The following is a 24,369-nucleotide window of genomic DNA, read 5'->3' on the forward strand; positions in this document are numbered from 1 at the left end:
TAGCCTGAAGGCTTAGTAAGCAGGGCGGGAAGCGCTGCGATCGCTTTTAACTCGATCTTTAGCTCGAGCGGCGCTCTTTTTCAAAGCATCTAGACGCTTGACGTAGCGATCGCGCTGGCGTTTGCGGGGCGTTTGCTCAATCAAAGTTTTCAGTGCGCTGCCCAAGCTCTTATAGGCATTTGGCAAACTATAGCCAAAGCGGGTCGCGATCGCGATCGCTTTTTCATCAGCCTGAATAGACTCTTGCAGCGTTTTCTGCCCGTTGTTGCGACGATAGAGCCGGAAGCCGGAAATGCCGCACAGTGCCAAAGCCAAAACCAGCAGCAGGCCATCTTGCACCCACAATTCACCTACTGCGCCCCCTAAGCCAATAGCTAGGGCAGCCATCTCCCAGCCATCGCGAGGAATGGTATCGTTTTGAATGCGTGCCACCTCATGCCAGAACAGGAGATTGCGCTGATCTAGGGCTAACTGCTCCCACTTTGCCAGATCAATCTGAATTTCGACCTGGTCTTTGCCGAGTTCTTCACAGGTAACCAAAGGCGGCGCAACGTCAGTTGCAGGTTCTACCGTGACCCAGCTTTGCAGTTCGGGGGGCAAAAGTCCTCTGAGGCGGCGCAGTTCGCCCATATCAACCCGGGCGGTGGAGGTGGCGTAAGATGTCATAAGTCGTCAACTCGTCAACAAACCCAATATTACAGACAAGCAGCTAGCTGTTCGGAGTATATCAGTCTTATCCAAAGAATGAAGCAAGCACTCGTTAGCCCATACTTTAGTGTAACGAAAATCTCACGTCTGTCTTAGCGAGCTGTGGCGGCAACTTGGCGGGCAACGGTGAGGGCTGAATAGCTCACACCAGCCGTCCCTTCTCCTGGGTGCGTCCCATCGCCCACTAGCCACAACCCCGATATCGGCGTTCGATTGGCAAAGCCAAATGGCCCAAAGGTTGAAACCCGCTGCCCAATGCCACCGACAATGCCGCGATCGCGGTTTGTAAATTTTTGAAACGTACGCGGTGTAGCCGCTTCCACATGGATCAAATTAGCGGCTCGTAAATCAAAATACTGACTGAGCTTGGCGATCGCAGTTTCGGTGTACTGCTGCTTTAAGGCGGCATAATCGGGCGATCGCCACCAGAGATTGACATCAGTAAACGAAGAAGCCACAACGGTAGCCTTACCTGCAGGTGCACGGCCATCCCCCGGATGACTGACAGAAACAAACAGCGAGTTGTTTTCTGCAATCGGCCCTGCGTAATCATAGAGAAACTGTAGGTGCGGCGGACAGTCTGGCGGCAGGGCGGCTTGCTCAACACCCAAATAAACGACAAACGCCCCAGCGGCAGGAGGCAGCTTCTCTACCCGCCGTTCGTAGCCTGGGGGGGCAGCCGCGCCCAACAGCTTCACCAAATTTTGTGGAGTGACGTTGGCAATAATATGGTCAGCCGCTACCGTCCAGGTGGTTCCTGTTTTTTGATTACGAACCGCGACTGCGCTAGCGTGAGCTTGCTCAACTTGAATAGCTTCTACGCTGTGACGTAGATGAATCTGTCCGCCCGCTTGCTTTAGCGCCACAACCAGGCGATCGCTGAGTACCTGCATACTGCCTTGCAAATGGTAAAGACCCTGCGGCGCTTGCGAGACGCCCAGCGCAGTCGCGGCATAGAGCAAGGCTGTTTCATCAGCATTCACCTGGGAGTACAGCTTTAGCTGCATGTCTAAAAACGTTTGCAAACGGCGATCGCCTTCTAAGCCATACCCCCGCAAGATCTGACCAACCGTTGAAAAGGTATAGGGCAGCGTCAGCAAAGTATCCGGGCGCACAGCCTGGAGCAGTTGCCCCATATCCCATAGATTGCGAGGGGGCAAGACAGGCTGGCGCGTCTGAAATCGCCAACTGTAATTAAACAACGAGGTTAGCAGTTGCCAGAAAGGTTCACTACCCGGAAACTGCCGCTGCCGCTCTTGCTGCCATCGTTGCGGGTCGCGCCAGACGTTAATCGGTGCGGTTTCTCCTGGCAGATACACTGCACAAGCCGGATCACAAGGCGTTGCAGCGGGTGGCTCAATGCCCAGTTCGGCAAAAATTTGGTGGTGAATGCCCCCCGGTTCTAGCCCAGCCACCTGGGTTGCGCCCACATCAAAGGTAAAGCCGCGCCGCTTAAAGGTCGAAGCACACCCACCCGGCATCGCTGCCTGCTCAAACACCTGCACCTCGTAGCCACGTTTAGCCAGGAGCGCTGCTGCGGTCAGTCCGCCAATGCCAGCCCCAATCACGACAACTTTTTGACCTTGCTGGTTGGGCATAAACCTATTTACATTTCTTAATATTCTTTTAGTCTAGCTTGCCCGGTTTTGAATCGCTGACCAACGGCCAAAAGTTGGCCGCTGGTTAAAGGAAGGCCGCTAAGCCAGACCAATTTCTTGCAGACGTTGGTGCAGGTAGTCGCCAGCGCTCACCGCTGGGTAGCGGGCAATGCCGCCCGTACGATCTATGCAGACAGCTAACGGGGCTAAATTGGTCGTGGCGGCGGGATGCACAAAAAAGGGCAGAGAAAAGCGGCGATCGCCCTGATTCTCTGGGTTAACCACTCGGTGGGTGGTGCTTTTAAACAAGCCATTGGTCAGGTGCTGCAACATATCACCCGTATCGACAATGAGGTGTCCGGGCGGAGCCTGAATCGGCAACCAGTCGCCATTGGTTTGCAGCAATTCCAGGCCAGGTGCCGTTGCTTCACACAGCAGCGTGATTAAGTTGATGTCTTCGTGGGCAGCAGCCCGCAAACTAGCAGCAGCGGCGGTTGATGGCAGGGGGGGATAGTGGATAACTCGCAGCAGCGTATCGCCCTGGCGTACCAGGTCGCGAAGAGCGGTACGAGGTTGGTCTAAATAGAGCGCACAAGCTTCTAGCAAAACGGCGGCACAGACTTCTAGCTGCTGAAACAGCGCCGTCATCACGGTTTGAAACTGAGGCACTTCAACAGGCCAAAGATTAGCCCCTAAAGCAGACGGCGATCGCCCAACATGCCAAAATTCTTTAAGGTCGGGGTACGGCGAGTTTTTGGCATGTTCTCGGCCAAAACCCACAAATCCTCGCTGCCCTTTTAACTCAGGCCGCTCATACTGTTGCTTAATAGCGTCTGGCAATTGAAAAACGAGTGCTGCTGCTTCATAAGCTTGCTGAATCAGCGGCGCGGCAACTGAATGCTGTTCTAAGGCGAAAAAACCGATCTTTTCTAAGGCTTGCCCCAAGTTGTCAACAAAATCTGCCCGCTCGGTCTGTGTTCCCTGGGTAAACGCTTTGAAGTTGAGAAGGGGAATGGCGCGATCGCCCTGAGTCTCTGGCATAGCACTGCCTTAACTGCTGTGCCTCTTAGGTTATCAAATCAGCCAAGGCATTTGATTCAGATATCCCACAAAGCAGCCACTCTATCAGGCGATCGCGCGATCGCCCCTACCGTTGAGAATAAGCTTGGCTCAAACGATAAGCCATGATCCAGCAGGCGCAGGTGCAGATAAAGATGCTGCCTGCCGAAACCAACAGTGAAAAAGAATGCTCGTTGAGGAAAGACGAAACCATAACTGGCCTCCTAAAAAACCTTTGCTGAACGCCTCTTCCAAGGTGCCCTGATTCTGGCTCCTTGCCATCCCTTTTCTATAAAGAAGTCATACAGATTCCGAAAAGATTAGTTTAGAAAAGACACTGCAAATTGATTTTTCTCAGCTATGGCTCTCGCATCGCTCAGGGCAGCGCTGGCTAACACGCGAGTCATTGGTGGACTCAGCTAATACCGATTCTTCAAAAGAAAGGTACAGATGAGACTGACGAAACGTATGCAGAGCAAAGACTGTTCAATTCAAAATCGAAAATCCAAAATCGAGAATTGATATAACGCCTTGGGTTAAGCCGCTAGGCGATCGCCGCTTTGTTTATCCTTTCACAAGTTCCTCAAATTCTTGGCCTAGCGTGAAATCGCAATCACCCCCGGCTCGATCAGCAAGCGGCCAACTTGTCAGGTAGGCTCGATCGCTTAGAACATTGCCCCGCGTGAGTCAGTATGGCTGTAGCCATTAGCCGCGAGCCACTAATAGCATTCTTGCCAGAAAAGCTTTCTGGCTGCCCGCTGCCTTTAGCGATAGCTATAGAATTGAGTCAATCTCTAGGCGATCGCTCCAGCCTAGACAATTTCAACGGTCTGCTACCCAAAGGGCTAAACCGCCGCCGCGTCCGCGAGCCGCAATACAGTCAGGACGAATTAAAAAGTATTTAAAGAAAGCCTGATCTTTCAGCGCTTGCTGGTAAAACTCGGCTTCGCGCCCCTGACCTTGCCGAATAAAGCCAGAATAGAGCGTCTGCTTACCCAGCTTGAGCGACAAGCGGGTAAAGTCAAAAGCCAAGATACGCTGTTGCGGCCAGAAGCGCGTTGGGCCACTCACCTGTAGATCGAACGGGCCACACCGCACCCGGTTGTTGACCTGAGCGCGATCGCCTGTTGCAGTCGGTTCAGTCGGTTCGTAGGTAATCGTAATGTTCAGCCAGCGGGGCAAAAATCGCCCTGCCCCCAGGGTAACCCCAGCCCGCTGCCGAGCTTTTCGGGTTCCGGTAACAAAGCCTAAACGCCAGGTGCCCCATAGGGCTGGGTAGGTAGCTGGGCTTGACTTGGCTGCTTTTTCAGCCAGTAATAGGTCGGCAACGACGGCTGCCGCCGCCGGCGGTGAAGTCTGGGTAGAAGTCAAATAAGCAACCGCTTGGCTGAGGGCAGTCATGGGCAGAGGGAAATTAGCGATTGAGAACACGGCCTGCATTCAGAATAGCCAATAGCGCCACGCCTACATCAGCAAAAACAGCAGCCCAAAGACTCACCAGCCCCATAGCCCCCAACCCGATAAATAGAAGCTTAATTCCTAGCGCTAACCCAATATTTTGCCAAACGATACGCAACGTTCGGTGGGCAATGTGAATAGCTTCAGCCACTTTTGCGGGGGCGTCCGTCATAATCACAATATCGGCAGTTTCGATGGCGGCGTCAGAACCTAAGCCGCCCATCGCCAAGCCCACATCTGCTCTGGCAATCACCGGGGCATCGTTGATACCGTCGCCGACAAAAGCTACTTTGCCAGAGCGTTGGGTTTGCTGCAGCATTTTTTCTAGCGCGCTGACTTTGTCTTCGGGTAGAAGTTCAGCCTGATACTCGTCTAGCCCTAGCTGACCAGCAATGTCAGCGGCAACGCTTTGACTGTCGCCTGTCAGCATAACGGTGCGAATACCCTGGCGCTGCAGGGCTTTTATCGCTTCGACGGCGTCAACTTTGAGCTGATCGGCAATTAATAGGTGTCCGGCATATTCGCCATCAACCGCTAAATGAGCTACCGAGCCGTCAACCACACAAACCGAGTGTGGAATATTTTCACGGTGCAGCAGCCGATCATTGCCGATTAGCACTTGGCGATCGCCTACTTGAGCCTGTACACCGTGTCCAGAAATTTCTCGATAGTTTTGCACACTAGCTGGATCAAGCGGTTGACCATAGGCGGCTCGAATCGATTGGGCGACGGGATGGTTAGAATGCATCTCAGCGATCGCGGCCCATTCCAAAAGCTGTGCAGGCGAAAAGCCATTGTCCGTGACTAGTGCCGTGACGTTGAAGTTGCCCTGAGTCAGCGTGCCAGTTTTGTCAAATACGACGGTTTTAACCTGGGTGAGCGCATCCAAAAAAGTTGCGCCTTTTACCAAAATACCTTGCTTAGCTGCCCCACCAATGCCGCCAAAGTAGCCTAAGGGAATGCTAATGACCAGCCCACAAGGACAAGAAATAACCAGCAAAACCAACGCGCGGTAAGTCCATACGGCGGGCGTTGCCCCCGCAATGAGTAACGGCGGCAAACTGGCAACGGCCAAAGAAATCAAAACCACGGCGGGCGTGTAGTAGCGGGCAAAGCGGGTAATAAATTTTTCGGTTTCGGCTTTTTGGCTGCTGGCGTTTTCAACCAGGTGAAGAATTTTAGCAATTGACGACTCGGCAAAGAGCTTGGTGACGCGCAGCGTTAAAACACCCGACTGATTGATCATGCCCGCTAGAACCGTTTCTCCGGGTGTGACCTGACGGGGGATTGATTCTCCAGTCAGCGCTGAAGTGTCAACTTGCGATTCACCGACGACGACTTCGCCATCGAGCGGCACTTTTTCGCCCGGTTTTACGACAATCAGACTGCCAACGGCCACTGTTTCAGGCGCTACGGGTTTAATTTGGCCGTTAACTTTGAGGTTGGCAACCTCTGGGCGCACTGCTAGCAGGGCTTTAATCGATCGCCGCGATCGCCCTACTGCCAAACCTTGAAACAGCTCACCGATCTGAAAAAACAGCATCACAGCAACAGCTTCGGGCACTTCGTGAATGGCGATCGCGCCTAAAGTCGCAATCGTCATCAAAAAATTTTCGTCAAACAGCCGCCCTCGCAAAATGTTTTTTCCAGCCGTCGTCAAAACACTCCAGCCGCTGATGAGATAGGCTGGCATCAGCACAGCATATTCGGCAATGGCTAGCGGCGTATTGTGTAGGGGCTGATTAAACACCAAGCCCACCAGGAACAGCACCAGAGCGATCGCCAAGGGACGAAGTTGCTGCCAAAGATCAAATTCAGCTTCTGCGTGATGGTGTTCAGAGCCGCAACAGTGAGCGTGAGCAGCGGCTACTGGCGTAGCTGAGTCAAGGTTGTTAGCGGGTAAGGGATGATGGCTCATGGCGATGCGGATGCCTTAGGCTCAATATCTGAACATGTATTCAGATATTAAAGCATAAAACTTTTTTAGCCGCATGGCTGCTAGGCGTTTACGGTCAAATTCTCAAGGTGTTCCTGGTTCATCTAAATGTTCTGCCACTTCTCGGTACAGGTTCATGATGTGATCATCGGCTAGGCGATAGTAAACATTGCGCCCCTGTTTGCGATAACGCACCAAACGTAAGCTTCTGAGAAGGCGAAGCTGGTGAGAAACGGCTGATTCTCCCATTTTGACTAAGGCAGCTAGGTCGCAGACGCAAAGTTCTTGCTTGGCCAGAGCCGACAGCAACTTCAGACGATTCGGATCGGCCAAAACGCCAAAAAATTCAGCCATGCGCTGTGCCTTTTCGGTGGGCAAAACCTGGGGCTGTACCTGACGAACGTTGTCTATGTGAACCAGAGAGTCTTTGCAGACAGGCGCTGCTGAGAGCGCATTGAAGGAAGTAGCTGAATTAGCGTGATTCATTATGATTGATTTAGGCCCGGCGATTTATTCTCTAGCAGGGCGAATGCTGCGATAGCGATCGCGGCGGATACCGTCTAAAACCGCATGGATAGCCTGAGGGGGTTCCCCCAGCGTTTTAAGTAAGTGCGATCCCAATTCTAACGCGGCTTCAAACTCTGGCTGTACCACCTCTCTAGCGCCCATTTGGGTTAGGAGATCGAGTTCTTGATTGCTGTGGGATCGGGCAATAATGTCGAGTTGGGGGGCTTGCCCTAGCGCTCGCTGTAGCAACAACCGGGCACTGGCTGGATCTGGCAACGCGATCGCCAGCGCTTTGGCCGTTTCAAGGTGGGTTTTTTCTAGCACCAGTTCGGCGTCAGCATCACCAAAAATGTAGGGAATTTGTCGATGACGCAAGCGCTGAATCGCTGCTTCGCTGTTTTCTACCACCAACACCGGATAGCCGCGACTTTGCAAGATGTTGACAATCACCTGCCCCACTCGGCCATAGCCAGCCACAATGACATGATCTCGCAGCGTTTCAGGCACCGATAGCAAGCGAGGTTCCTCGCGCTGCTTGAGATACTGTTTGAGCAAGGGCACTTGAGCAAAGCGATCGGCAAATCTGGCAGCACTTTTCATCCAAAGCGGGGTGAGCACCAGGGTAATGGCTGTCGTGCCCAGCAGCAGTGAATAGCGCTGCTCACCGATAAGCCCCATTTCAAACCCCACCAGCGATAACACAAAAGAAAACTCGCCAATTTGATTCAGGCCAAAGCTGGCGTTGATCGCTGTTTTAAACGAATAGCCAAATTGCAACACAATGGGCAAAATAATGGCGGCTTTTCCCAACATTACCAGCATTACCAGCCCTAAAATCGGCCCCCAATTTTGCCAAAGTACCTGTGGGTCAATCAACATGCCGATAGAGGCAAAAAACAAGCAAGCAAAAGTATCTCGTAGGGGCAACACCTTCGCTAAAGCCTGATCGGCATAATCAATTTCAGCAATCATCAAACCCGCCACAAAAGCACCCATTTCAATGGATAGCCCCAGCTCGGCGGTAATCCAGGCGACCCCCAGACAAAGGGCAATAACCGTCAATAAAAACAGTTCGCTGTTTTCAGTGGCGGCAATTTTTTGGATCAGTTGCGGCACAAGCCAGCGCCCCGCCGCGATCGCCCCGCCTAGAAAAATCAGGACTTTGAGCAAAGCGGCTGCCAGCGTTTGCCAAAGCTGTTCGGGTTGAGTCAGGGCGGGTAAAAAAGCAAGCATGAGTCCTAAGGCCAGATCTTGGGCAATCAAAATTGCCAGCATGATTTGCCCCTGGACAGTATTGGTTTCGCCCCGTTCAACCAGCGTTTTGAGCACAACGGCAGTAGACGACAGCGACAAAACCAGACCCAGGAAAATTCCTTGAATGGGGGAATCGGCCCATTGAAACCAAAGGGCGATCGCGGCAACTAACCCGGTGGTCAAGCCAATTTGCAGCAAACTCCCTTGCAGAGCAATATTTTTCACCCGTTTGAGTTCGGCTAACGAAAATTCCACCCCCAAGGCAAACAGCAAAAAGGCCACGCCAACTTCCGCCAAAGACTGAATTTGCTCAACATCTTGCAGCAACCCAAATCCATAAGGCCCCACCAGCAGCCCGGTCGCCAGATACCCTAAAAGTGCTGGCTGCTTAAACCGATAGGCCAAGTAGCCGCCCACCGCTGAAGATCCCAAAGCCAGCGTTAAATCTAAAATGAAATGATGCTCAGCAGCCATAGGTTATTTGTAAAGCTGAGTGTCTAAAGCAAACAGGTCAGGGATAAACCGGGAACTGTCAGGAGAAAAAGCGGCCTTCCTATCCTAACCCTGTCAAGTCCTTACCTTAGCGGCTGAATGCGGCCAGGTGGCCAGTAAATTTTGTAGGCTTCACCGAGAATATCTGAGCGCGGCAAAAAGCCCCAGACGTGAGAGTCGCCGCTAAGATTGCGGTTGTCGCCTAGCACAAAGTAGGTATTGGCGGGTATGGTTTCTGGGCCCCAGCGATAGTTGGGGGGCACCAAAAGATAGGGTTCGCTCAACGCTTGCTGATTGAGCCAAACCTGACCCGCTTCTACCTGTACCGTCTGCCCAGGTAAGCCAATCACTCGTTTAACCAGTAAGTCGTTAGGCAAAACGTCTGTTTCGGCTAGCGCTGCCACGGGGGGAGTAAACACGACGATGTCGCCTTGCTGCGGCCGATAAAACGGATTTTTGCGCACAAACAGGCGATCGCCTACTTGTAGCGTCGGCAGCATCGACTCACTGGGGATAATACACTGCTCAACAGATTGCTGAATCCAACCAGGGATAGTCCCCACAATCAGACGAATCATAATTAGACCTGCCACGACCACCGCGATCGCCCAAGGACGACGCTGGCTACTGCTGGCCTGAGTGCGATAAAGATGATAGCAGGCCAACGCCCAGATAAAAGGCGGTAGCACCATCAAAGACGGATAGCGATTTGCCATCAGCGCCAGCCCAATGCCGACAACCAGCAAACTACCGCCGACAACTGCTTGCTGAAAGTACAGATGCCCCAAACCGGGCAAAATTTGAGACAAAAAAATGCCATACCAAGCGTCTCGCGGCCCCAGCGCTGACCCCGAAGGCGGCGGTGCTAAGCTCAGAGTGTAGGTCTGCCAAATACCCAACAGGTAGAGGCCAAAGGCGATTCCCAACAGCAGCAAGCCCGTTAAGGTGTTGCCTGCGGGGGCAAAAATTGACCAAATGGCGCTACCTATCAGCCCAATTTCTGCCAAAATCAAACACAGACCCAACCCCTGGTTGCCCATATAGAGCTGACCCAAACCGGGAAACAAAGCCGAGAGGTTGACAGCAACCCAGGGATTCGGCGACTTCTGGGTGCTCACGTAAAGACGCGATCGCATGTTGAGTGACTTTGGCTCATTGCCTCCAGGATGACGCATCTTGTCTAGATGTGCTAGCCATCCCTACCCGATCAAACGTTTGGCGGCAACCTCCCTCGCCACAGGCCGCCTCAGTCGGTGACGGCCAAATTGTCTAACAAAAACGCCCACTTATCAGCCACTTCTTCAATGATTTTGCTAGTGGGCTTACCCGCACCGTGTCCAGCCTTGGTTTCAATGCGAATCAGCACCGGACGGCTACCTTGGTGAGCAGCTTGTAAAGCAGCGGCAAACTTAAAACTGTGGGCTGGTACCACCCGATCATCATGATCAGCCGTGGTAATGAGCGTAGCCGGGTAGTCAGTTCCTGGTTTGAGGTTGTGCAAAGGGGAATAAGCATAGAGCGCCTCAAACTCAGCTTCATTTTGAGGTGAACCATAGTCAGACTCCCAAGCCCAGCCAATGGTGAACTGGTTAAAACGCAGCATATCCATAACCCCTACAGCCGGTAGCGCCGCCGCAAACAGCTCTGGACGCTGGGTCATACAAGCTCCTACCAGCAACCCGCCATTGCTGCCCCCCATCATCGCCAGTTTGGCAGCAGAGGTGTATTGTTGCTCAATCAGCCACTCAGCAGCGGCAATAAAATCATCAAACACGTTCTGCTTGTTGAGTTTGGTGCCAGCCAGGTGCCAATCTTCGCCGTATTCGCCGCCGCCCCGCAAATTTGGAACCGCGTAGATACCGCCTAGCTCCATCCAGACCAGGTTACTTACCGAAAAGCTAGGGGTTAGTGAAATACTAAAGCCGCCGTAGCCGTAGAGTAGCGTTGGGTTTTGGCCGTTGAGCGCTAGTCCTTTTTTGTGGACGATAAACATCGGTAGCTGTGTACCGTCGCGGCTGGTGTAAAACACCTGTTCGGTTTGGTAGGCAGCCGGGTCAAAATCTACCTGCGGTTGCCGAAACAGGGTACTTTCCCCGGTGCGCATGTCGTAGCGGTAGAGGGTACTGGGGGTGGTGAAGCTGGTGTAACTATAAAAGGTTTCGGTGTCTTCTCGTTTGCCGTCAAAACCGCCTGCTGAACCAATGCCGGGTAGCGCCACTGTTCTAACGAAGGTGCCATCTAGCTCAAAAATTTTGATTGCTGTGTAGGCATCTTTGAGATAGTCCACCACAAACTGATGGTTCAGCAAACCGATACTTTGCAGCGTTTCTTCTGTCTCAGGAATCACTGTTTGCCAGTGCGACTTTTGCGGTTGAGTAATGTCGATGGCGATGAGCTTGCCTTTAGGGGCGTCTAAGTCGGTACGAAACCAAAAGCGGGAACCTTCGTTATCGATAAAACTATATTCGGCTTCGAACTCAGAAATTAGCTCCACAATTTCGCTGTGGGGCGTTTGCAGGTCTTGGTAAAACACCAGGTTGCGCGGGTCGGTGCCTCGCCAGACTGAAATAATCAAGTAGCGGCCATCATCCGTTACACCGCCGCTAAATCCCCATTCTTTTTGATCGAGACGCTGGTAAATTAGCTCGTCTTCAGCTTGAGAGGTGCCCAGGCGATGATAGTAAAGCTTTTGGTAATAGTTAACGGCTTCGAGTTTGGTGGCCGAGTCGGGTTCGTCGTAGCGGCTGTAGAAAAAGCCTTGGTGGTCGTGCGTCCAGGAAGCGCCGGAAAATTTGACCCATTGCAGGCGATCGCTTAAGTCTTGGCCTGTAGCAATTTCGCGTACGTACCACTCTACCCAATCTGACCCGGCAGTAGACAAGCCGTAGGCTAGATAAGCACCATTTTCGCTAATGGCGATGCTTTGGAGGGCAACTGTACCGTCTTCCGAGAGGGTGTTGGGGTCGAGCAAAACCTGGGGTTCAGCGTCTAGAGTTGCTAGGGTGTAAAGGACGCTTTGATTTTGCAAGCCGTCATTTTTGTAGTAAAAGTAGCGTCCCCCGCGTTTGAAAGGGATACCGTAGCGCTCGTAGTTCCACAGTTCGCTTAAACGCTGCTGAATGCGATCGCGCTGAGGCAAATCGGCTAAATAGCCAAAAGTCACCTGATTTTGAGCGGCAATCCATTGCTGCACCGCTTCTGCACTGGGGTCTTCTAGCCAGCGATAGGGATCGAGCACTTCAATGCCGTGGTATACATCGACTTGGTCGCTCTGATGGGTTTGCGGATAGCTAAGCGGCTGTTGCAGCATAAAAAATTGCTTTGTTTGGATGAAGGTCAAACGCCTAACTTGATTTTAGAAGTCCCGCCTCGATCTGACAGCGCTGTTAAACTTCAGCGTCTTCGTAAACCAGATCAGCTAGCTTGTCAGCCGCCCCCGGTGTACCTCGTACCTGCTGCAAGGCTTGGCTCATGGCTTCTAGCTGATGGGGGTGGGTAAGATAGGCCAGCAAGCGATCGCCCACCGACTGCCCACTCAAACGGCCCCATAACTCGGGTACGATCTCTCGTTTTGCCCAAATATTGGGCCAAGCAAACTGTTTGCCCGATCGCTGCAAAATCCCTAACACCACCAGGTTAAACAGCTTAATTAGCGGTCGGCCAATACCGGGCAACCCGCTCAAAATTCCCGGCAGTCCATCCCAAGAGCGCATAGCGTCTAGCTGATGCGTTGGCAGCAGCACCACCATCGGCACGGCTAACGCCCCTAGTTCGGCGGTATTAGCGCCAACGGTGGTAACGCAAACCCGACATTGGGTGAGAACGTCGTAGGCTGGAAAGGGCTGCCACAAAAAGACTTGGGTTCCCGCCTGGGTTTTGAGATAAGGAAGCGCCCCTGCCGCAGGTCTGACCAGTTGGGTTTGCGGGCCGTGAACCAAATGCACAATCGGATTAAAACTCGAATCGGCGTAACGGGCTAGCGTTTCTAAGTCGAGCGTTGGCGCGACCGGAATCACGTAGCGAGTTTGGGGACGAGCCTGCTTGAGGTAGTCAGCGATCGCCAAAACCAGCGGCACTCCCTGTTCTAGCTTGTTGGGTTTAGACCCCGGTAACAGACCGATTAATTCTGTCTCAGCGCTGAGATCGAGCGACTGTAGCAGCGACTCAGAAGCCGCCACCTGGCGAACATCGCTCATCAAATCGCCCACCACCGCCAGCTTGTGCCGATACTGACGCGGGCTACGGTCAATCACAGCCCCATTCATAACGCCAAAGCGATCGAGCCAGCGCAGCCAGCGGGCATCCCACTCGGCATAAATGACGCTTTTGTAGCCCAGACGCTTGCTAATCACCAGCGCATAAAACTGATCGCCACCGAGAAACAGCACCACGCCGCGATCGCGCCAATCCCAAGCTGCCGCCGTTTTGCCCCGCAGCAGAAATTGCCAAAAATGCTCGGCTGCTTGAACGCGATCAACCTCTGGGTAGCTTTGGCCAATTTGGGCTTCGCGGCCACTGGCATGGGGACAGGGGGACAGCACCAGCGAAATTCTCACCTGCTCATGGCTGGGAACCCGCTGACGCAGCGATCGCAGTACGGGCTTAACCCAGGTCGTAATTTCGCCCGGCCCGTTCGACAAAATCAAAATATCTAGCGGCGGCATAGCGGCATGCGTAACAAAGGTCTTTCCGACTATACTCGGCTATTGGCTTATTCAGACGGATGACAATCAAGTTCGATCGGCCAAAGGCTAACTTCGCCGTAGTCTGGAATCCAGGCTATCCACTGGCCATTGCACTGCCGACACAAAAGTAAAGCTTCGGCACTCTCAAACGGCACAGAAGCCGCTAACGGCACCCACTGCCCTGCCTGCAACTGGGCAGCGCAGTGCTGTAAATCCGCGATCGCAGCCATCAGCGATCGCGGTTCAATCAAAAAAAGCGGAGCACCCTTTGCCATTTGTCTGCCTTTCCCAGGCGATCGCAATTGTTTGGGGTTTGCCTGAGAGTTATGATCATTCAATTCTTTTCTGTATTCAATGATACAAAAAATTGCTTTTGGCTTCAGCGTCCTCTGAGAAACTTATTAGTTGTTCAGGCATCTTCATGCCTCTAAACCTCGTTAGAGTTGAAGAAACACTCTACAGCACGTTATGTCTAGACTCTTTGGCTCAATGCTGCTGGCAATTCTTGGCGTAGTGGTTTATCACCTGGCGCAAAAGTTTCAGCCGACCAGCGTGAGCCCTTTTTTGATTTTGAGCGTGGCCTACACTGTCGCCGCCGTCCTTTCCATCGGGCTGCACTGGCTGTTGCCGTTTGAAACGGTGCCTATGCAAAACTTTGCTTTGCCAGCCGTGGGTTTGGGCATTGCAATTGTCATCATCGAATTAGGATTTTTAACGGTCTACCGCTCAGGTTGGAATATAGGCATTGCTGGCGTTTTTGCAACGGCTGGCGCAACGTTGATCTTGCTCCCTATCGGGATAGTGGTCTTGCAAGAAAAAATTTCTAGCGTCAATGTCATCGGTATTGGCCTTTGCTTGTTGGGCTTGCTGCTGACGGCAAAACAATGATGGACAGGCGGATTGGCTTTGTCGGAGACTCTTTGGTCAATGGCACGGGAGATCCCACCTGTTTGGGCTGGGCCGGACGCCTCTGCTGCCAACAGCTACAGCGAGGTCACGCCCTCACTTATTACAACCTGGGGGTACGCGGCCAAACCAGCCAGCAAATTGAGCAGCGCTGGCAGCGTGAGGTTGCTTGTCGCCTGCCTGCCAACAGCCAAGGGTATGTAGTCTTTTCGTTTGGTGTCAACGACACCACTCTGGCAGCCGGACGGCTACGCGTAGCCCCACAGGAAACGTTGGCTGCCACCGCGCGGCTGCTGACAACTGCTAAAACTCGCTACTCCACCTTGATGATTGGGCCACCCGCGATCGCTGATGCTGAGCAAAACCAGCGGCTGGCCGCTTTGTCTGAGCAGTTGGCGCAGGTGTGCCAAACCGTAGCGGTACCTTATTTAGAGATATATACAGCAACGGCGCGATCGCCTGTTTGGTTAGCTGAACTGCAAGCAGGCGACGGCGCTCACCCAGGGGCTGCTGGCTACAGCGAACTGGCTCAATTAATTAGCCACTGGTCAGCTTGGCAGGCTTGGTTTGAGAGCTAAAGGCAACAGGATATGGGCTGCGGGCAGCAGAAAAGCCCTACTGTCAGCGGCTTGCCGCTATTGCAGCGGCTCAACCCGGCTGGCGACACTATAACCCAGCGACAGGCAAACTTCTATCTCAAGGTAGGGCAAGAAACGCTGTCATTTTTCTACATTGCTAGTAGCTAATTCATCTTTCTATACATTTATGCAAACCTACGATGTTGTGATCATCGGTGCAGGTCACAACGGCCTTGTTTGTGCCGCTTACCTGTTAAAAGCAGGGTACAGCGTCTTGGTTTTAGAAAAGCGTTCCATTCCGGGAGGAGCCGCCACTACTGAAGAAGCTTTACCCGAAAGCGCTCCCGGTTTTCGCTTCAACCTCTGTGCCATTGACCACGAATTTATTCATCTAGGCCCTGTTGTAGAAGAACTGGAGTTGCAAAAATACGGCTTAGACTACCTGTACTGCGACCCGGTGGTTTTTTGCCCTCACCCTGACGGCAAAGCATTTTTGGCACACCGTTCTGTAGAAAAGACCTGTGCTGAAATTGCCAAATACAGCGATCGCGACGCCCAAAAGTATGCCGAATATATGGATTTCTGGCAGCGCATGATTCAGGCCGTCAAGCCTGTATTTAATGCCCCACCCAAATCCATTGTCGATATCATCGGCAACTATGGTTTGCACAACCTGCAAGATTTATTTTCTCTCTTAGGCGGCGTCAACAAAACCCTAGACTTGCTGCGCACCCTCCTCACTAGCCCCAAAAACTCTCTGCAAGAATGGTTTGATAGCGAATTTTTAATTGCGCCGCTAGCCCGATTGGCCTCTGAGCTAGGAGCCCCCCCCTCGGAAAAAACCATTGCCATTGGAGCCATGATGATGGCTCTGCGTCACCATCCCGGTATGTCGCGCCCGCGGGGTGGCACAGGGGCACTCACGCAAGCGCTGGTCAACCTGATTCAACGAGAAGGGGGCGTCATTCTTTGTGACCAAGCCGTCGAGAAAGTCTTGGTCAGCAATCAAGGACGGGCTGAAGGGGTGAGTGTAGCAGGCGCTCAGGTCTATCGCGCTCGCAAAGGCGTAATTTCTAACTTGGATGCTAAACGTCTATTTTTGCAACTGCTGGAACCGGGTGACGTAGCCGCAGTTGATGATCAGCTCCGGACTCGTCTAGAACGGCGGATCGTCAACAACAACGAAACGATTCTCAAAATTGACTGTGCCCTTGCTGAAATTCCTCGCTTTGAGCGATTTGACCACAAAGATGAGTATTGGATGGGTTCGGTGCTAATTGCCGATTCTTTCAACCACGTTGAAGAAGCCCACTCCCTACCTGCCGTTGGCAAAATTCCAGACGAAAATCCTTCTTTGTATGTAGATGTCCCTACCGTACTCGACCCCTCCATGGCACCGCCCGGTAAGCATACACTGTGGATTGAGTTTTTTGCCCCTTATCAAATTGCTGGGGCTGAAGGCACCGGACTCAATGGCACTGGCTGGACAGACGAGCTTAAAAACAAAGTTGCCGATCGCGTCATCGATAAGCTAGCCGACTATACCCCCAATTTGAAGTCGTCGATAATTGCCCGTCGGGTAGAAAGTCCGGCTGAGCTGGGTCAACGCTTGGGGGCTTACAAGGGCAACTACTATCACGTTGATATGACGCTGGAGCAAATGCTGTTTTTGCGGCCTTTGCCCGAAATTTCTAACTACACTACTCCTATTGAAGGGCTATTTTTAACGGGAGCAGGCACCCACCCCGGTGGAGCCATTTCGGGTATGCCCGGTCGCAACTGTGCCCGAGTATTTATTAACCAACAAAACCCGATCCGGCAAAACCTCAAAGAGTTTGGCGACTGGCTGCAAAAGTCTGTCACCCCCTATAGCTAAAAGCAGAAGTCTGAGGGCAGAAGCAAAAGGCTTTCTGTCAGTGGCTTGTAGCCATCGAAGTGGTTTGACGCTAGTGGCTATGGCAATAACTTCTGATGTTGCCATAGCGCTAAGCTCCGGTCAGGATGGATTGACCCAACAGTTGTGTACAACCTTCTGAGCTACTTTTTGCACGGCTTGAGCCCAATCGGCTTGCGCCTCTAGTGCTTTTTCTACTTCGCTCAAACTGCGGTAAAAAAGCTGCCAGCCTTTTTGTTCGCGTTCATAAACCTGTTGCAGTGGGCTGGGTTGGCCTTGGGTAAAGTCTAAGCACTCTTGCAGTTGAGGAATCCCCACCCGCATAAACTCAGCCGCTTCTGCGGATTTGCCTTGGGCAAACAGGGTTGCGACCTTCAGCGAGAAGCGCAGCAAAGCAACTGTAATCGGCAGGTGCGAAATAAAGCAGCCAGTAAAGGGATTGGTCAGGGCTTTGATGGCATCTACGTCAGCAGGCAGGGCTTCTGCGTAAGCCGAAAACATCAAAATTCGCAGGTAGTCTCCAATTTGCTTGCCGACCTTGGCCATGGCGATCGCTTCTTGGGCAAACCCTTCTTTGTCGTGGCGCATTATCAGTCCGGCAGCGTGGGCATAGCCTAAGCGATCGCTTTGGGTCAGGGTTGAGAGCAAATAGGCTTGGTCTTCAGCTCGGCCAATAAAGCTAGGCGTAAAAGCCTGAAAGCGGCGCAAACTCTCAACCAAAATGCCGTTGGTGCCACCTGTGACATGAATCCGCTGTAGACAAGCCGCTTCACCATCTAGCCCCGACTCTGGCTGATAGCGGGTCATCATTTCAGCTTCGGTTGAGAGCGCCTGCGGCAGCTTGCTAAAGAAAATATAGTCATCGGGGCTGAGGCCACCACTGGGAAAAGTCACGTCGGGCGTAAACACTCCCTGGTGAATATCGCGCTGATTTACCAAAGCCCCTGCAATCATCCCTAGCTCAATGGGTTGCCCTGTCGCATCCTGACCTGTCGCTCCCCACAGCGGCGTTTGAAAATGCTCAAAGGCTGACGCCCCAGTTTGCTCAATTAGCTCTGGCTGGGGAAACACCTGGTCAAGGTCGATTTTGAACGTTGCTTTAATGTCGGGGTCGATGAAGACCTGCCAAAGGGCGGCGATCGCCTTCAAAAAGCTGTAATGTCGTCCATAGCGACCATCTACACCCAAAACCGACAGCAGCTCAGCCGCTTCATCAGTCGGGCAGCAGCGTTCGACAATTGGCAGCAAAACCTGCTGAATCAGGGTTTGGGTATCCGCTTCGGTAAAAGCAAAAATCTTGAGGTGATCGAGGGGTTCGTGAGCAGCTAGCACCCCCTGCAGGTAAAGTTTGCCCAGGGTTTGTAGGCGCTTGTGGGTCACGGAAACAGACAGCACACAGTTGACTTTATCGCTTAGCTCAGGCTGGCGCTGGCGCTCAACTGCCACTGCCTGGTTGAGATTTTTGAGGCCGTAGAGAATTTCGTTATTTTCAGGACGGGTGCCAATCGGGATGGGGTGGTCGTACCAGTAGAGCTGAGGCTCTTGCAAGGTTTGGTCAATTTGGGTTCTGAAGGACTGGTCAAAGTTAGCTAGATCGGCACTGGCTAGTGGTACCGTCAGCAGGGCATTGGAGGTAAAAAGAATTTCTTTGGCTGGGTTTTGAATGGGCGCTGGGTTAAGCTGGTCGATTTTAACGGTGCGCTTGTCGCGTAAGGCGGCAATTTGCGCCGCCTCCTGACCCCAAATTCCGGTACCTTCAGGAAAAAAGAGCGACCAAATGATTTCTGCGATCGCCGTTTCGTCCGTCGGCTGATCTGCTAACTGAGTGGCAGCTTGCGCGAACCGATCGCTTAGCATCGGGTCTTGCTGGCAGCGCTGGGTTAGCTCTGTGGTGATGAGCTGAAGGCTGTGGAGATAAAACTTAGCCCAGTCTCCCCACTGCGGCGAGGTAGCCAGTTTTTCCAGATAGGTTTGGGCAGGGGCAAACTCAGGATGGCGATCGCCTGCCAGCAAAATTAAAAAAGCTGAATTGAGCGTTTGCAGGGTTGGCGTAATACCTTGCTCAGACAGATGAGGTGGCTCAGCCGCCGCCAGCGAGACGGTTTTGAGTGGCTGAGACTGAAGTAGAAAGGTGATGATCGGGTTAAGTGCTGTCATTGCTGAGTCAGTTTCCAAAGCGCCACGAGAACCGATGCAACCTGTCTATTTATAAGCCAAATTACTGGCTGAGAAGGTGATTTAGACTTCAAAGCCTCCTAGAATTACGATGACTTTATCTGCCACTTATGGTTTCTTCAGAGGGCTGGCTTCGTCACTGCCAGCAAAGCTAAGCAGCCTGGTCTAGCTATAGCGGTTGCCACCAGCGCTAAGCCACTTCAATTTTGACCACCAAAGCTTAAGCTTATTGAGCAAGTATCCCGCCAAACACGTCTCTCAAGCTATTTTGGAAGATACTTTAGTTATCAGCTATTGATTCCCTTTAAATCTATGGCTAACTTAAACTCAACTTCTGCGATCGCTACTGTGGACGCTTTAACCCAAGCCTATGCCAGCGGTGAGCGCAACTTTTCCGGCATTAACTTGGCAACTGCCAATCTTCAGGGCGTATCGCTCAAAGGCGCTGACCTTAGCTACGGTGACCTCAGCGGCGCTGATCTCAGTCAGGCGAGTCTGCGCGGAGCCGACTTGAGCTATGCCGATCTACGAGGCAGCAACCTCGCCAGCGCCGATCTGCGGGGGGCTATGCTGATTGGCACCAACCTGCAAGAAGCCACCCTCACAGCGGCTAATCTTAAAGATGCCGATTACGATCCTGAAGAAACTCGTTTTCCGCTAGGATTTGACCCAACTCAGGCAGGTATGCGCAGCGATCGCTAGGCGGCGGTTCTTAAAACTAAAAGGCGCTCAGCCACAGCACACCTGGTAGGGTGACAAAGCTAAGCAAGGTAGACAGTACAATCGTTCTGGCAACTCGTACCGTATCACCGCCCAGTTCTGTCACCCAAATCAAAGAATTCACCGCTACGGGCATAGCCGCTTGTAGTACCAGCACTTGTAAGTCTAGCCCCGTCAAACCCAGCAGTCGGCCAACGGTGTAAGCCAGCAATGGCGAGGCAACCAGTCTTAAACCCGCGCCAAACAGTTCATAACGCCCAAAGGCGAACTGGGTACGCGACAACTGGATGCCTAAAGTCAATAGAGCAATTGGAATGGCTCCGCCGCTTAGCAACGTTACCCCGCGCTCAATTGCCTGGGGTAAAGCTTCATTGCCGACTTGCAAACCGAGGCCAATCAGCGCCGCCCATAGCACGGGTAATCGCAGGGTAAAGCGAAGTCCGGCCCGCAAACCAGCCCCCTTCAGCACAATGGGAAAGACGCTGGCAATCATCAGGCTTGATCCCACCAGGTACACGACAGCTCGCTCTAGTCCAGCTTCCCCCAACGAAAACAGCACAAATGGCAACCCCATGTTGCCAACATTGGCAAACAAAGTAGTGGCAATTAGGCTTTTTTGCTCGTCTGGCGAAAATTTGAGGCCACGGCCTACCCCCACCGCCAGCAGGTATAGCAAAGCCGTATTCAGCAAAAAGGCCGCTACCAGCGCGATCGCACTTTCTAGCGCGAGGGTTGTTTCAGCCAGACTAGCCAGCACCAACGCGGGCAGCAGCGCATAAATATTTAAGCGGGCTAGCGTCTGTAAATCTAGCTCAAAGGTGCGCCCGACCCACATGCCTGCCAGCGCTACCAGAGCAATCGGCAGCACCGCCGAAACTAAAACAGCCATATTCTCAGACGAAAGCCACCGTCTTGTGTATCCTAACGCCTTTACTGAGGCGATCGCCCGGTGCTACCTGGGCTCAGCGCTTGTTTGAGCAGGTTACGGCTGAGGCGGATGTTTGCGAGCCAGCCCTAACAGGGGCAACGGGGGACGCGACGAGCGATCGGGCAGGGCGCGTAAGGGAGGCTGCTCTACCAAGAGAACGGGTCGTCGCTGCCGCCGCCACCCATAAAACGCTAAGGCTCCTCCACTGGCTACCAGTCCAAAAATGAGGAGTGAGCCGCTACTTTCTACCCCACCCAATACAGCGTCCACCAGCCCAGCCGTGAAAACAAAACTGACGACGGGTTCGCGGCGATAGGCGAGTTTCAGTAATCGAGAGAACGAATAACTCATAACCCTTCTAGATGGCAAAACTGAGCGGGTTTCTGAAGTGCTCTATCAGTGCTGGGCTGTTTGCTAATGCAGCCCTAACCAGGCTAAAACGCCTTTGCCAGTGACAAACTCAATTAGCACAACAATGATAAAGCCCACCATTGCAGCCCGACCATTGAGCCGTTCTGCATATTCGTTGAAGCCACTTTTTGGCCGCTCTAAGTTAGGAACGGCGGTAGGCTCAGACTTTGACCCAACAGATGACACAACAGATTCCTCCCACTTTGGCTAACCTTATCTTCGTCCGTGCTAGAAGGTGCCGTCAATGGCGGATTGCCGTCCCTCTGCCTAGAGAAAACTCATGGGGTTGACAGGTTCGCCGTTGCGCCTCACCTCAAAGTGCAGATGAGGCCCGGTTGAAAGTCCGGTTGAGCCAACTGCTGCGATCGCCTGCCCTTGTTGAATTCCCTGGCCTTCACTCACGTACAGTTCGCTGGCGTGGGCGTAGAGCGTTGTCAGACCGCCCCCATGATCGATAATGACCGCCTGCCCATAGCCGCCATACCAGCCCGAAAAGATCACCCGCCCTGAGTCAGCCGCCCGGATGGTACTGCCATGACTAGCGCCAAAATCGACGCCAGAATGAAACCGACGGTACCCCAAAATAGGGTGTACCCGAGTGCCAAAATTGCTGGTAATGCTGCCTGCGGCTGGATAAATCATTTGCCCAGTTCCCCGGATGCTGCTGCTTTGGGCAGCAATCCGTTGCCGAATTAACTCGGCCAATTTGGCAGAATCACGAGCCAGTTGAGCTTCAGCGGCTTCTAGGGCTGAGCGATCTTGCTTGAGGCGGCTGATGAGTTGTTCTTGCTGCTGGGCTTGAACTTCATACTGCTGCTTTTGCGCCAGGAGTTCTTGCTGAGCCAGGGCAACCTGATTTTTTTGGTTTTCAACTTCGGCTCGCTGCTGGGCTAGTTCATCGGCTTGGCGTTTGAGGTCTACCAGGGTAGTGCGATCGGCGTCATAAACCAGGCGCAGTTGGCGGCGGCGATCGATAAATTGATTGAGGTCTTGACTTTGTAGCAAAACGGCCCAACCCCGGCTGTGCTGCTGGCGCTGCAAAAATTGAAGGCGGGCAACCGCTGCCTGCTGCATGGTTTGGTAAGCTTTTTCGGCGATCGCTAGCGCCTGCTGGAGTTTTTGGAGCTGTTGCTCGGCAGTGGCTAAGCGTCGCTCGGTTTCTTGAATTTGAGCAGTGGTGGCCTGAATTGTTTGTTGCAGGCCGTCTAGATGTTGCTCGGCTGCTTGCTCCAGATTTTGTAAGCGATCGCGCTCTTGGGTGAGATCAGAGCGTTTTTTTTCAATTTCTTGATGTTGCTGCTGCAATTCTTCCACAGAGGGATTAGCCTGGGCGATCGCCGGGGCGGTTAGCCAGTGAGCAGGTTTAGTCGCCGCCAAAAAAGCAGGCAAGGGCGATAGCAACAGCGCCAACAAAACCGCCAACCCCCACAGGAGCATTCGCCGTCGGGTTTGAGGTTGTCGCGTAGGTTGTTTAATCTGCTGCATCATTTGCCTTAACGCCAGCCCAAAGCCACCACACCAAAGGCTGTCATGACCAGCCCAGAAACCCTATTTAACCACCGCAATCGCTGCGGGTTAAACCTCGCTCGAAAAAGATTAACACTCCAGCTCAATAACCACCACCACAAGGCTGAACCGAGAAAGACGCCTAACACTAACACGCTGGAGTCTAAATAGCTGCGATCGCCTTCGGCAATGCCTAACCCGGCAAAAATAGCCACAAAGGAGAGAATAGTGGCGGGATTGGTTAGCGTTAGCGCTAGGGTTGAAAAGTAAGCCCCTAGCAGCGTTGATTGAGGGGCAACGGCTGCCGCCGTTTCGGCAGGCTGGCTAACGAAAATTTTAGCCCCCAGGTAAATTAAAAAAAGCCCGCCGATTAGCCGTAGCCACAGCGTTTGCTCAACTAAAAACTGCGTTAAAAAAGTTAGGCCAAAGCCAGCAACACAGCCATAAAAACCGTCGGCAGTAGCAGCCCCCAAGCCAGAAACTAAACCAGACAACCTTCCCAACACCAGGGTGCGTCGAATACACAAAACGCCAATTGGCCCTACCGGAGCGGCGATTGATAAACCCAACAGTAAGCCTTGCAGCAAAAGAGGCATGGTGAATTAAGCGGGTAAGAGAATGAAAACAACAGCCACAGCAGCAAAATGCTTTAAGTCAGCAATTGCCTCGTTACTCAGCCAACGCGGGCATTGGTAACAGCGGACTTTCTTTAAGCGTGGAGAGAACAATCGTCGTGCGTGTTTTTTGCACGCCTTCTAAGCTTTTGAGTTCGTCACTGATCAGATGCTCTAAATCCTGAGTATTGCGACAGCGGACTTTGAGCCAGTAGTCATCTTCTCCGGTGATGTGATGACACTCCTGAATTTCAGACAGGGCGGCCACTTTCTGAAGAAAGGTGGCTCGGTGTTGGGGATGGCTCAGCGTGACGGCAATAAAAGCCGTTAAGTGATACCCCAAGGTTTGGGGATTGATGTAGGCGTGGTAACCCTGAATCACGCCTTGTTCTTCTAACTTGCGTACGCGATCGGCTGTGGCAGGGGCAGATAGACCCAGAACAGACGCTAACTCAGCCCAAGTGATGCGGGCACGAGCCATCAAACAGGCGATCGCTTTGAGATCTAAGGGGCTAAGGGGCATGTGCAGGCAAAAAGGGCTAGCCGATAGACATGGATAAATTTTAAGCAAAACACGGTTTTTGGGCACAAGTGCTTTGGAAAAATAAGTTTTAACCCATATTTGCTTTTGAAAACAAAGTTTTTAGCGCAATACCGATGACGCGGCAGCGTTGTTTGCTTGTTGATGCCCCAGCCCAAACGACCCATTTTTCCATAAACCAGCCATAAACCAGGCGGTTACTATCAATTTTGGATTTTGGATTTTGGATTTTGGATTGAACAGTCTTGGCTCTGCATCCGTTTCGTCAGTCTCATCTGTACCTTTCTTTTGAAGAATCGGTGTGAGACGCCGCTGGCTTGCCACCGCAGCAGGCCAGATCAACGGGTTTCAGGCGGTCGAGGTTAAGACTCTAGTTTGGTTAGGGCGATCGCCAGTTGC

At 52.7% G+C, this 24,369-nt stretch carries 25 protein-coding genes; 5 read left to right on the forward strand and 20 right to left on the reverse strand.

All coding sequences use genetic code 11. The features are described 5' to 3' along the window. Positions 1-12 precede the first annotated feature (12 nt). The 12 genes from ACTS3T_RS04615 to ACTS3T_RS04670 form a co-directional block, all read right to left on the reverse strand. A complete protein-coding gene (locus ACTS3T_RS04615; protein WP_377963975.1) occupies positions 13-666 on the reverse strand; it encodes a DUF3318 domain-containing protein in 654 nt (217 codons plus the stop codon). 134 nt (positions 667-800) lie between these two features. After that, complete coding sequence (crtD, locus tag ACTS3T_RS04620) at positions 801-2,306, reverse strand: C-3',4' desaturase CrtD (protein WP_377963977.1); 1,506 nt, start codon at positions 2,304-2,306, stop codon at positions 801-803. Positions 2,307-2,405: 99 nt separating this feature from the next. Then, positions 2,406-3,347, reverse strand: coding sequence for an isopenicillin N synthase family dioxygenase (locus ACTS3T_RS04625; protein ID WP_377963979.1), 942 nt, complete (start codon positions 3,345-3,347; stop codon positions 2,406-2,408). Positions 3,348-3,453: 106 nt separating this feature from the next. Beyond that, positions 3,454-3,579: a hypothetical protein gene (locus ACTS3T_RS04630; RefSeq protein ID WP_377963981.1), complete on the reverse strand. Its 126-nt coding sequence runs from the start codon at positions 3,577-3,579 to the stop codon at positions 3,454-3,456. A gap of 608 nt (positions 3,580-4,187) precedes the next feature. Next, complete coding sequence (locus ACTS3T_RS04635) at positions 4,188-4,766, reverse strand: hypothetical protein (RefSeq protein ID WP_377960892.1); 579 nt, start codon at positions 4,764-4,766, stop codon at positions 4,188-4,190. A gap of 13 nt (positions 4,767-4,779) precedes the next feature. Beyond that, positions 4,780-6,741, reverse strand: a complete 1,962-nt coding sequence (locus ACTS3T_RS04640) for a heavy metal translocating P-type ATPase (protein ID WP_377960890.1) — start codon at positions 6,739-6,741, stop codon at positions 4,780-4,782. A gap of 102 nt (positions 6,742-6,843) precedes the next feature. After that, entirely contained in the window at positions 6,844-7,245 is a 402-nt protein-coding gene (locus ACTS3T_RS04645) for an ArsR/SmtB family transcription factor (protein ID WP_377960887.1), read from the reverse strand. A gap of 24 nt (positions 7,246-7,269) precedes the next feature. Next, the gene (locus ACTS3T_RS04650; protein WP_377960884.1) at positions 7,270-8,994 is read right to left on the reverse strand and encodes a cation:proton antiporter; all 1,725 of its coding nucleotides are present in this window, start codon (positions 8,992-8,994) and stop codon (positions 7,270-7,272) included. A gap of 101 nt (positions 8,995-9,095) precedes the next feature. Beyond that, complete coding sequence (lepB, locus tag ACTS3T_RS04655) at positions 9,096-10,187, reverse strand: signal peptidase I (protein ID WP_377960882.1); 1,092 nt, start codon at positions 10,185-10,187, stop codon at positions 9,096-9,098. A 71-nt stretch (positions 10,188-10,258) separates the two neighbouring features. Further along, a complete protein-coding gene (locus ACTS3T_RS04660; RefSeq protein ID WP_377960880.1) occupies positions 10,259-12,322 on the reverse strand; it encodes a prolyl oligopeptidase family serine peptidase in 2,064 nt (687 codons plus the stop codon). 76 nt (positions 12,323-12,398) lie between these two features. Further along, positions 12,399-13,676: a lipid-A-disaccharide synthase gene (locus ACTS3T_RS04665; protein ID WP_377960877.1), complete on the reverse strand. Its 1,278-nt coding sequence runs from the start codon at positions 13,674-13,676 to the stop codon at positions 12,399-12,401. Positions 13,677-13,723: 47 nt separating this feature from the next. Continuing rightward, positions 13,724-13,972, reverse strand: coding sequence for a hypothetical protein (locus ACTS3T_RS04670; protein ID WP_377960875.1), 249 nt, complete (start codon positions 13,970-13,972; stop codon positions 13,724-13,726). Positions 13,973-14,165: 193 nt separating this feature from the next. Here ACTS3T_RS04670 and ACTS3T_RS04675 point away from each other — a divergent pair, with 193 nt between their 5' ends. Genes ACTS3T_RS04675 through crtO form a run of 4 tightly spaced genes read left to right on the forward strand, consistent with a single transcriptional unit; the run spans position 14,166 to position 17,057 of the window. Then, entirely contained in the window at positions 14,166-14,585 is a 420-nt protein-coding gene (locus ACTS3T_RS04675) for a hypothetical protein (protein WP_377960872.1), read from the forward strand. Continuing rightward, positions 14,582-15,181 (forward strand): GDSL-type esterase/lipase family protein, encoded by a 600-nt coding sequence (locus tag ACTS3T_RS04680; RefSeq protein WP_377960869.1) that lies wholly within the window; start codon positions 14,582-14,584, stop codon positions 15,179-15,181. The genes ACTS3T_RS04675 and ACTS3T_RS04680 overlap by 4 nt, the downstream gene beginning before the upstream one ends. 12 nt (positions 15,182-15,193) lie before the next feature. Then, the gene (locus tag ACTS3T_RS04685; protein ID WP_377960867.1) at positions 15,194-15,349 is read left to right on the forward strand and encodes a hypothetical protein; all 156 of its coding nucleotides are present in this window, start codon (positions 15,194-15,196) and stop codon (positions 15,347-15,349) included. A gap of 19 nt (positions 15,350-15,368) precedes the next feature. After that, the gene (gene crtO, locus ACTS3T_RS04690) at positions 15,369-17,057 is read left to right on the forward strand and encodes a beta-carotene ketolase CrtO (RefSeq protein WP_377960864.1); all 1,689 of its coding nucleotides are present in this window, start codon (positions 15,369-15,371) and stop codon (positions 17,055-17,057) included. Between the two features lie 120 nt (positions 17,058-17,177). Here crtO and ACTS3T_RS04695 read toward each other — a convergent pair whose 3' ends face one another. Further along, entirely contained in the window at positions 17,178-19,232 is a 2,055-nt protein-coding gene (locus ACTS3T_RS04695) for a hypothetical protein (RefSeq protein ID WP_377960862.1), read from the reverse strand. A gap of 330 nt (positions 19,233-19,562) precedes the next feature. Here ACTS3T_RS04695 and ACTS3T_RS04700 point away from each other — a divergent pair, with 330 nt between their 5' ends. Then, a complete protein-coding gene (locus tag ACTS3T_RS04700) occupies positions 19,563-19,952 on the forward strand; it encodes an Alr5209 family pentapeptide repeat protein (RefSeq protein ID WP_377960860.1) in 390 nt (129 codons plus the stop codon). A 16-nt stretch (positions 19,953-19,968) separates the two neighbouring features. Here the strand turns inward: ACTS3T_RS04700 and ACTS3T_RS04705 are convergent, their stop codons facing one another. The 7 genes from ACTS3T_RS04705 to ACTS3T_RS04735 all read right to left on the reverse strand — a co-directional run bounded on the left by ACTS3T_RS04705 (position 19,969) and on the right by ACTS3T_RS04735 (position 24,294). After that, entirely contained in the window at positions 19,969-20,859 is an 891-nt protein-coding gene (locus tag ACTS3T_RS04705) for an AEC family transporter (protein ID WP_377960858.1), read from the reverse strand. Between the two features lie 93 nt (positions 20,860-20,952). Continuing rightward, a complete protein-coding gene (locus ACTS3T_RS04710) occupies positions 20,953-21,249 on the reverse strand; it encodes a hypothetical protein (RefSeq protein WP_377960855.1) in 297 nt (98 codons plus the stop codon). A 63-nt stretch (positions 21,250-21,312) separates the two neighbouring features. Continuing rightward, complete coding sequence (locus ACTS3T_RS04715) at positions 21,313-21,495, reverse strand: hypothetical protein (RefSeq protein ID WP_377960852.1); 183 nt, start codon at positions 21,493-21,495, stop codon at positions 21,313-21,315. Between the two features lie 81 nt (positions 21,496-21,576). Next, positions 21,577-22,797, reverse strand: coding sequence for a murein hydrolase activator EnvC family protein (locus ACTS3T_RS04720; protein ID WP_377960850.1), 1,221 nt, complete (start codon positions 22,795-22,797; stop codon positions 21,577-21,579). 5 nt (positions 22,798-22,802) lie between these two features. Further along, positions 22,803-23,411 (reverse strand): LysE family translocator, encoded by a 609-nt coding sequence (locus ACTS3T_RS04725; RefSeq protein ID WP_377960847.1) that lies wholly within the window; start codon positions 23,409-23,411, stop codon positions 22,803-22,805. A 73-nt stretch (positions 23,412-23,484) separates the two neighbouring features. Continuing rightward, the gene (locus tag ACTS3T_RS04730; protein ID WP_377960845.1) at positions 23,485-24,018 is read right to left on the reverse strand and encodes an Lrp/AsnC family transcriptional regulator; all 534 of its coding nucleotides are present in this window, start codon (positions 24,016-24,018) and stop codon (positions 23,485-23,487) included. A 54-nt stretch (positions 24,019-24,072) separates the two neighbouring features. After that, positions 24,073-24,294: a hypothetical protein gene (locus tag ACTS3T_RS04735; protein WP_377960843.1), complete on the reverse strand. Its 222-nt coding sequence runs from the start codon at positions 24,292-24,294 to the stop codon at positions 24,073-24,075. Between the last annotated feature and the right edge of the window lie 75 nt (positions 24,295-24,369).

Source organism: Almyronema sp. (genome assembly GCF_052168255.1).
Lineage (GTDB): Bacteria > Cyanobacteriota > Cyanobacteriia > Phormidesmidales > Phormidesmidaceae > Sphaerothrix > Sphaerothrix epifaneia.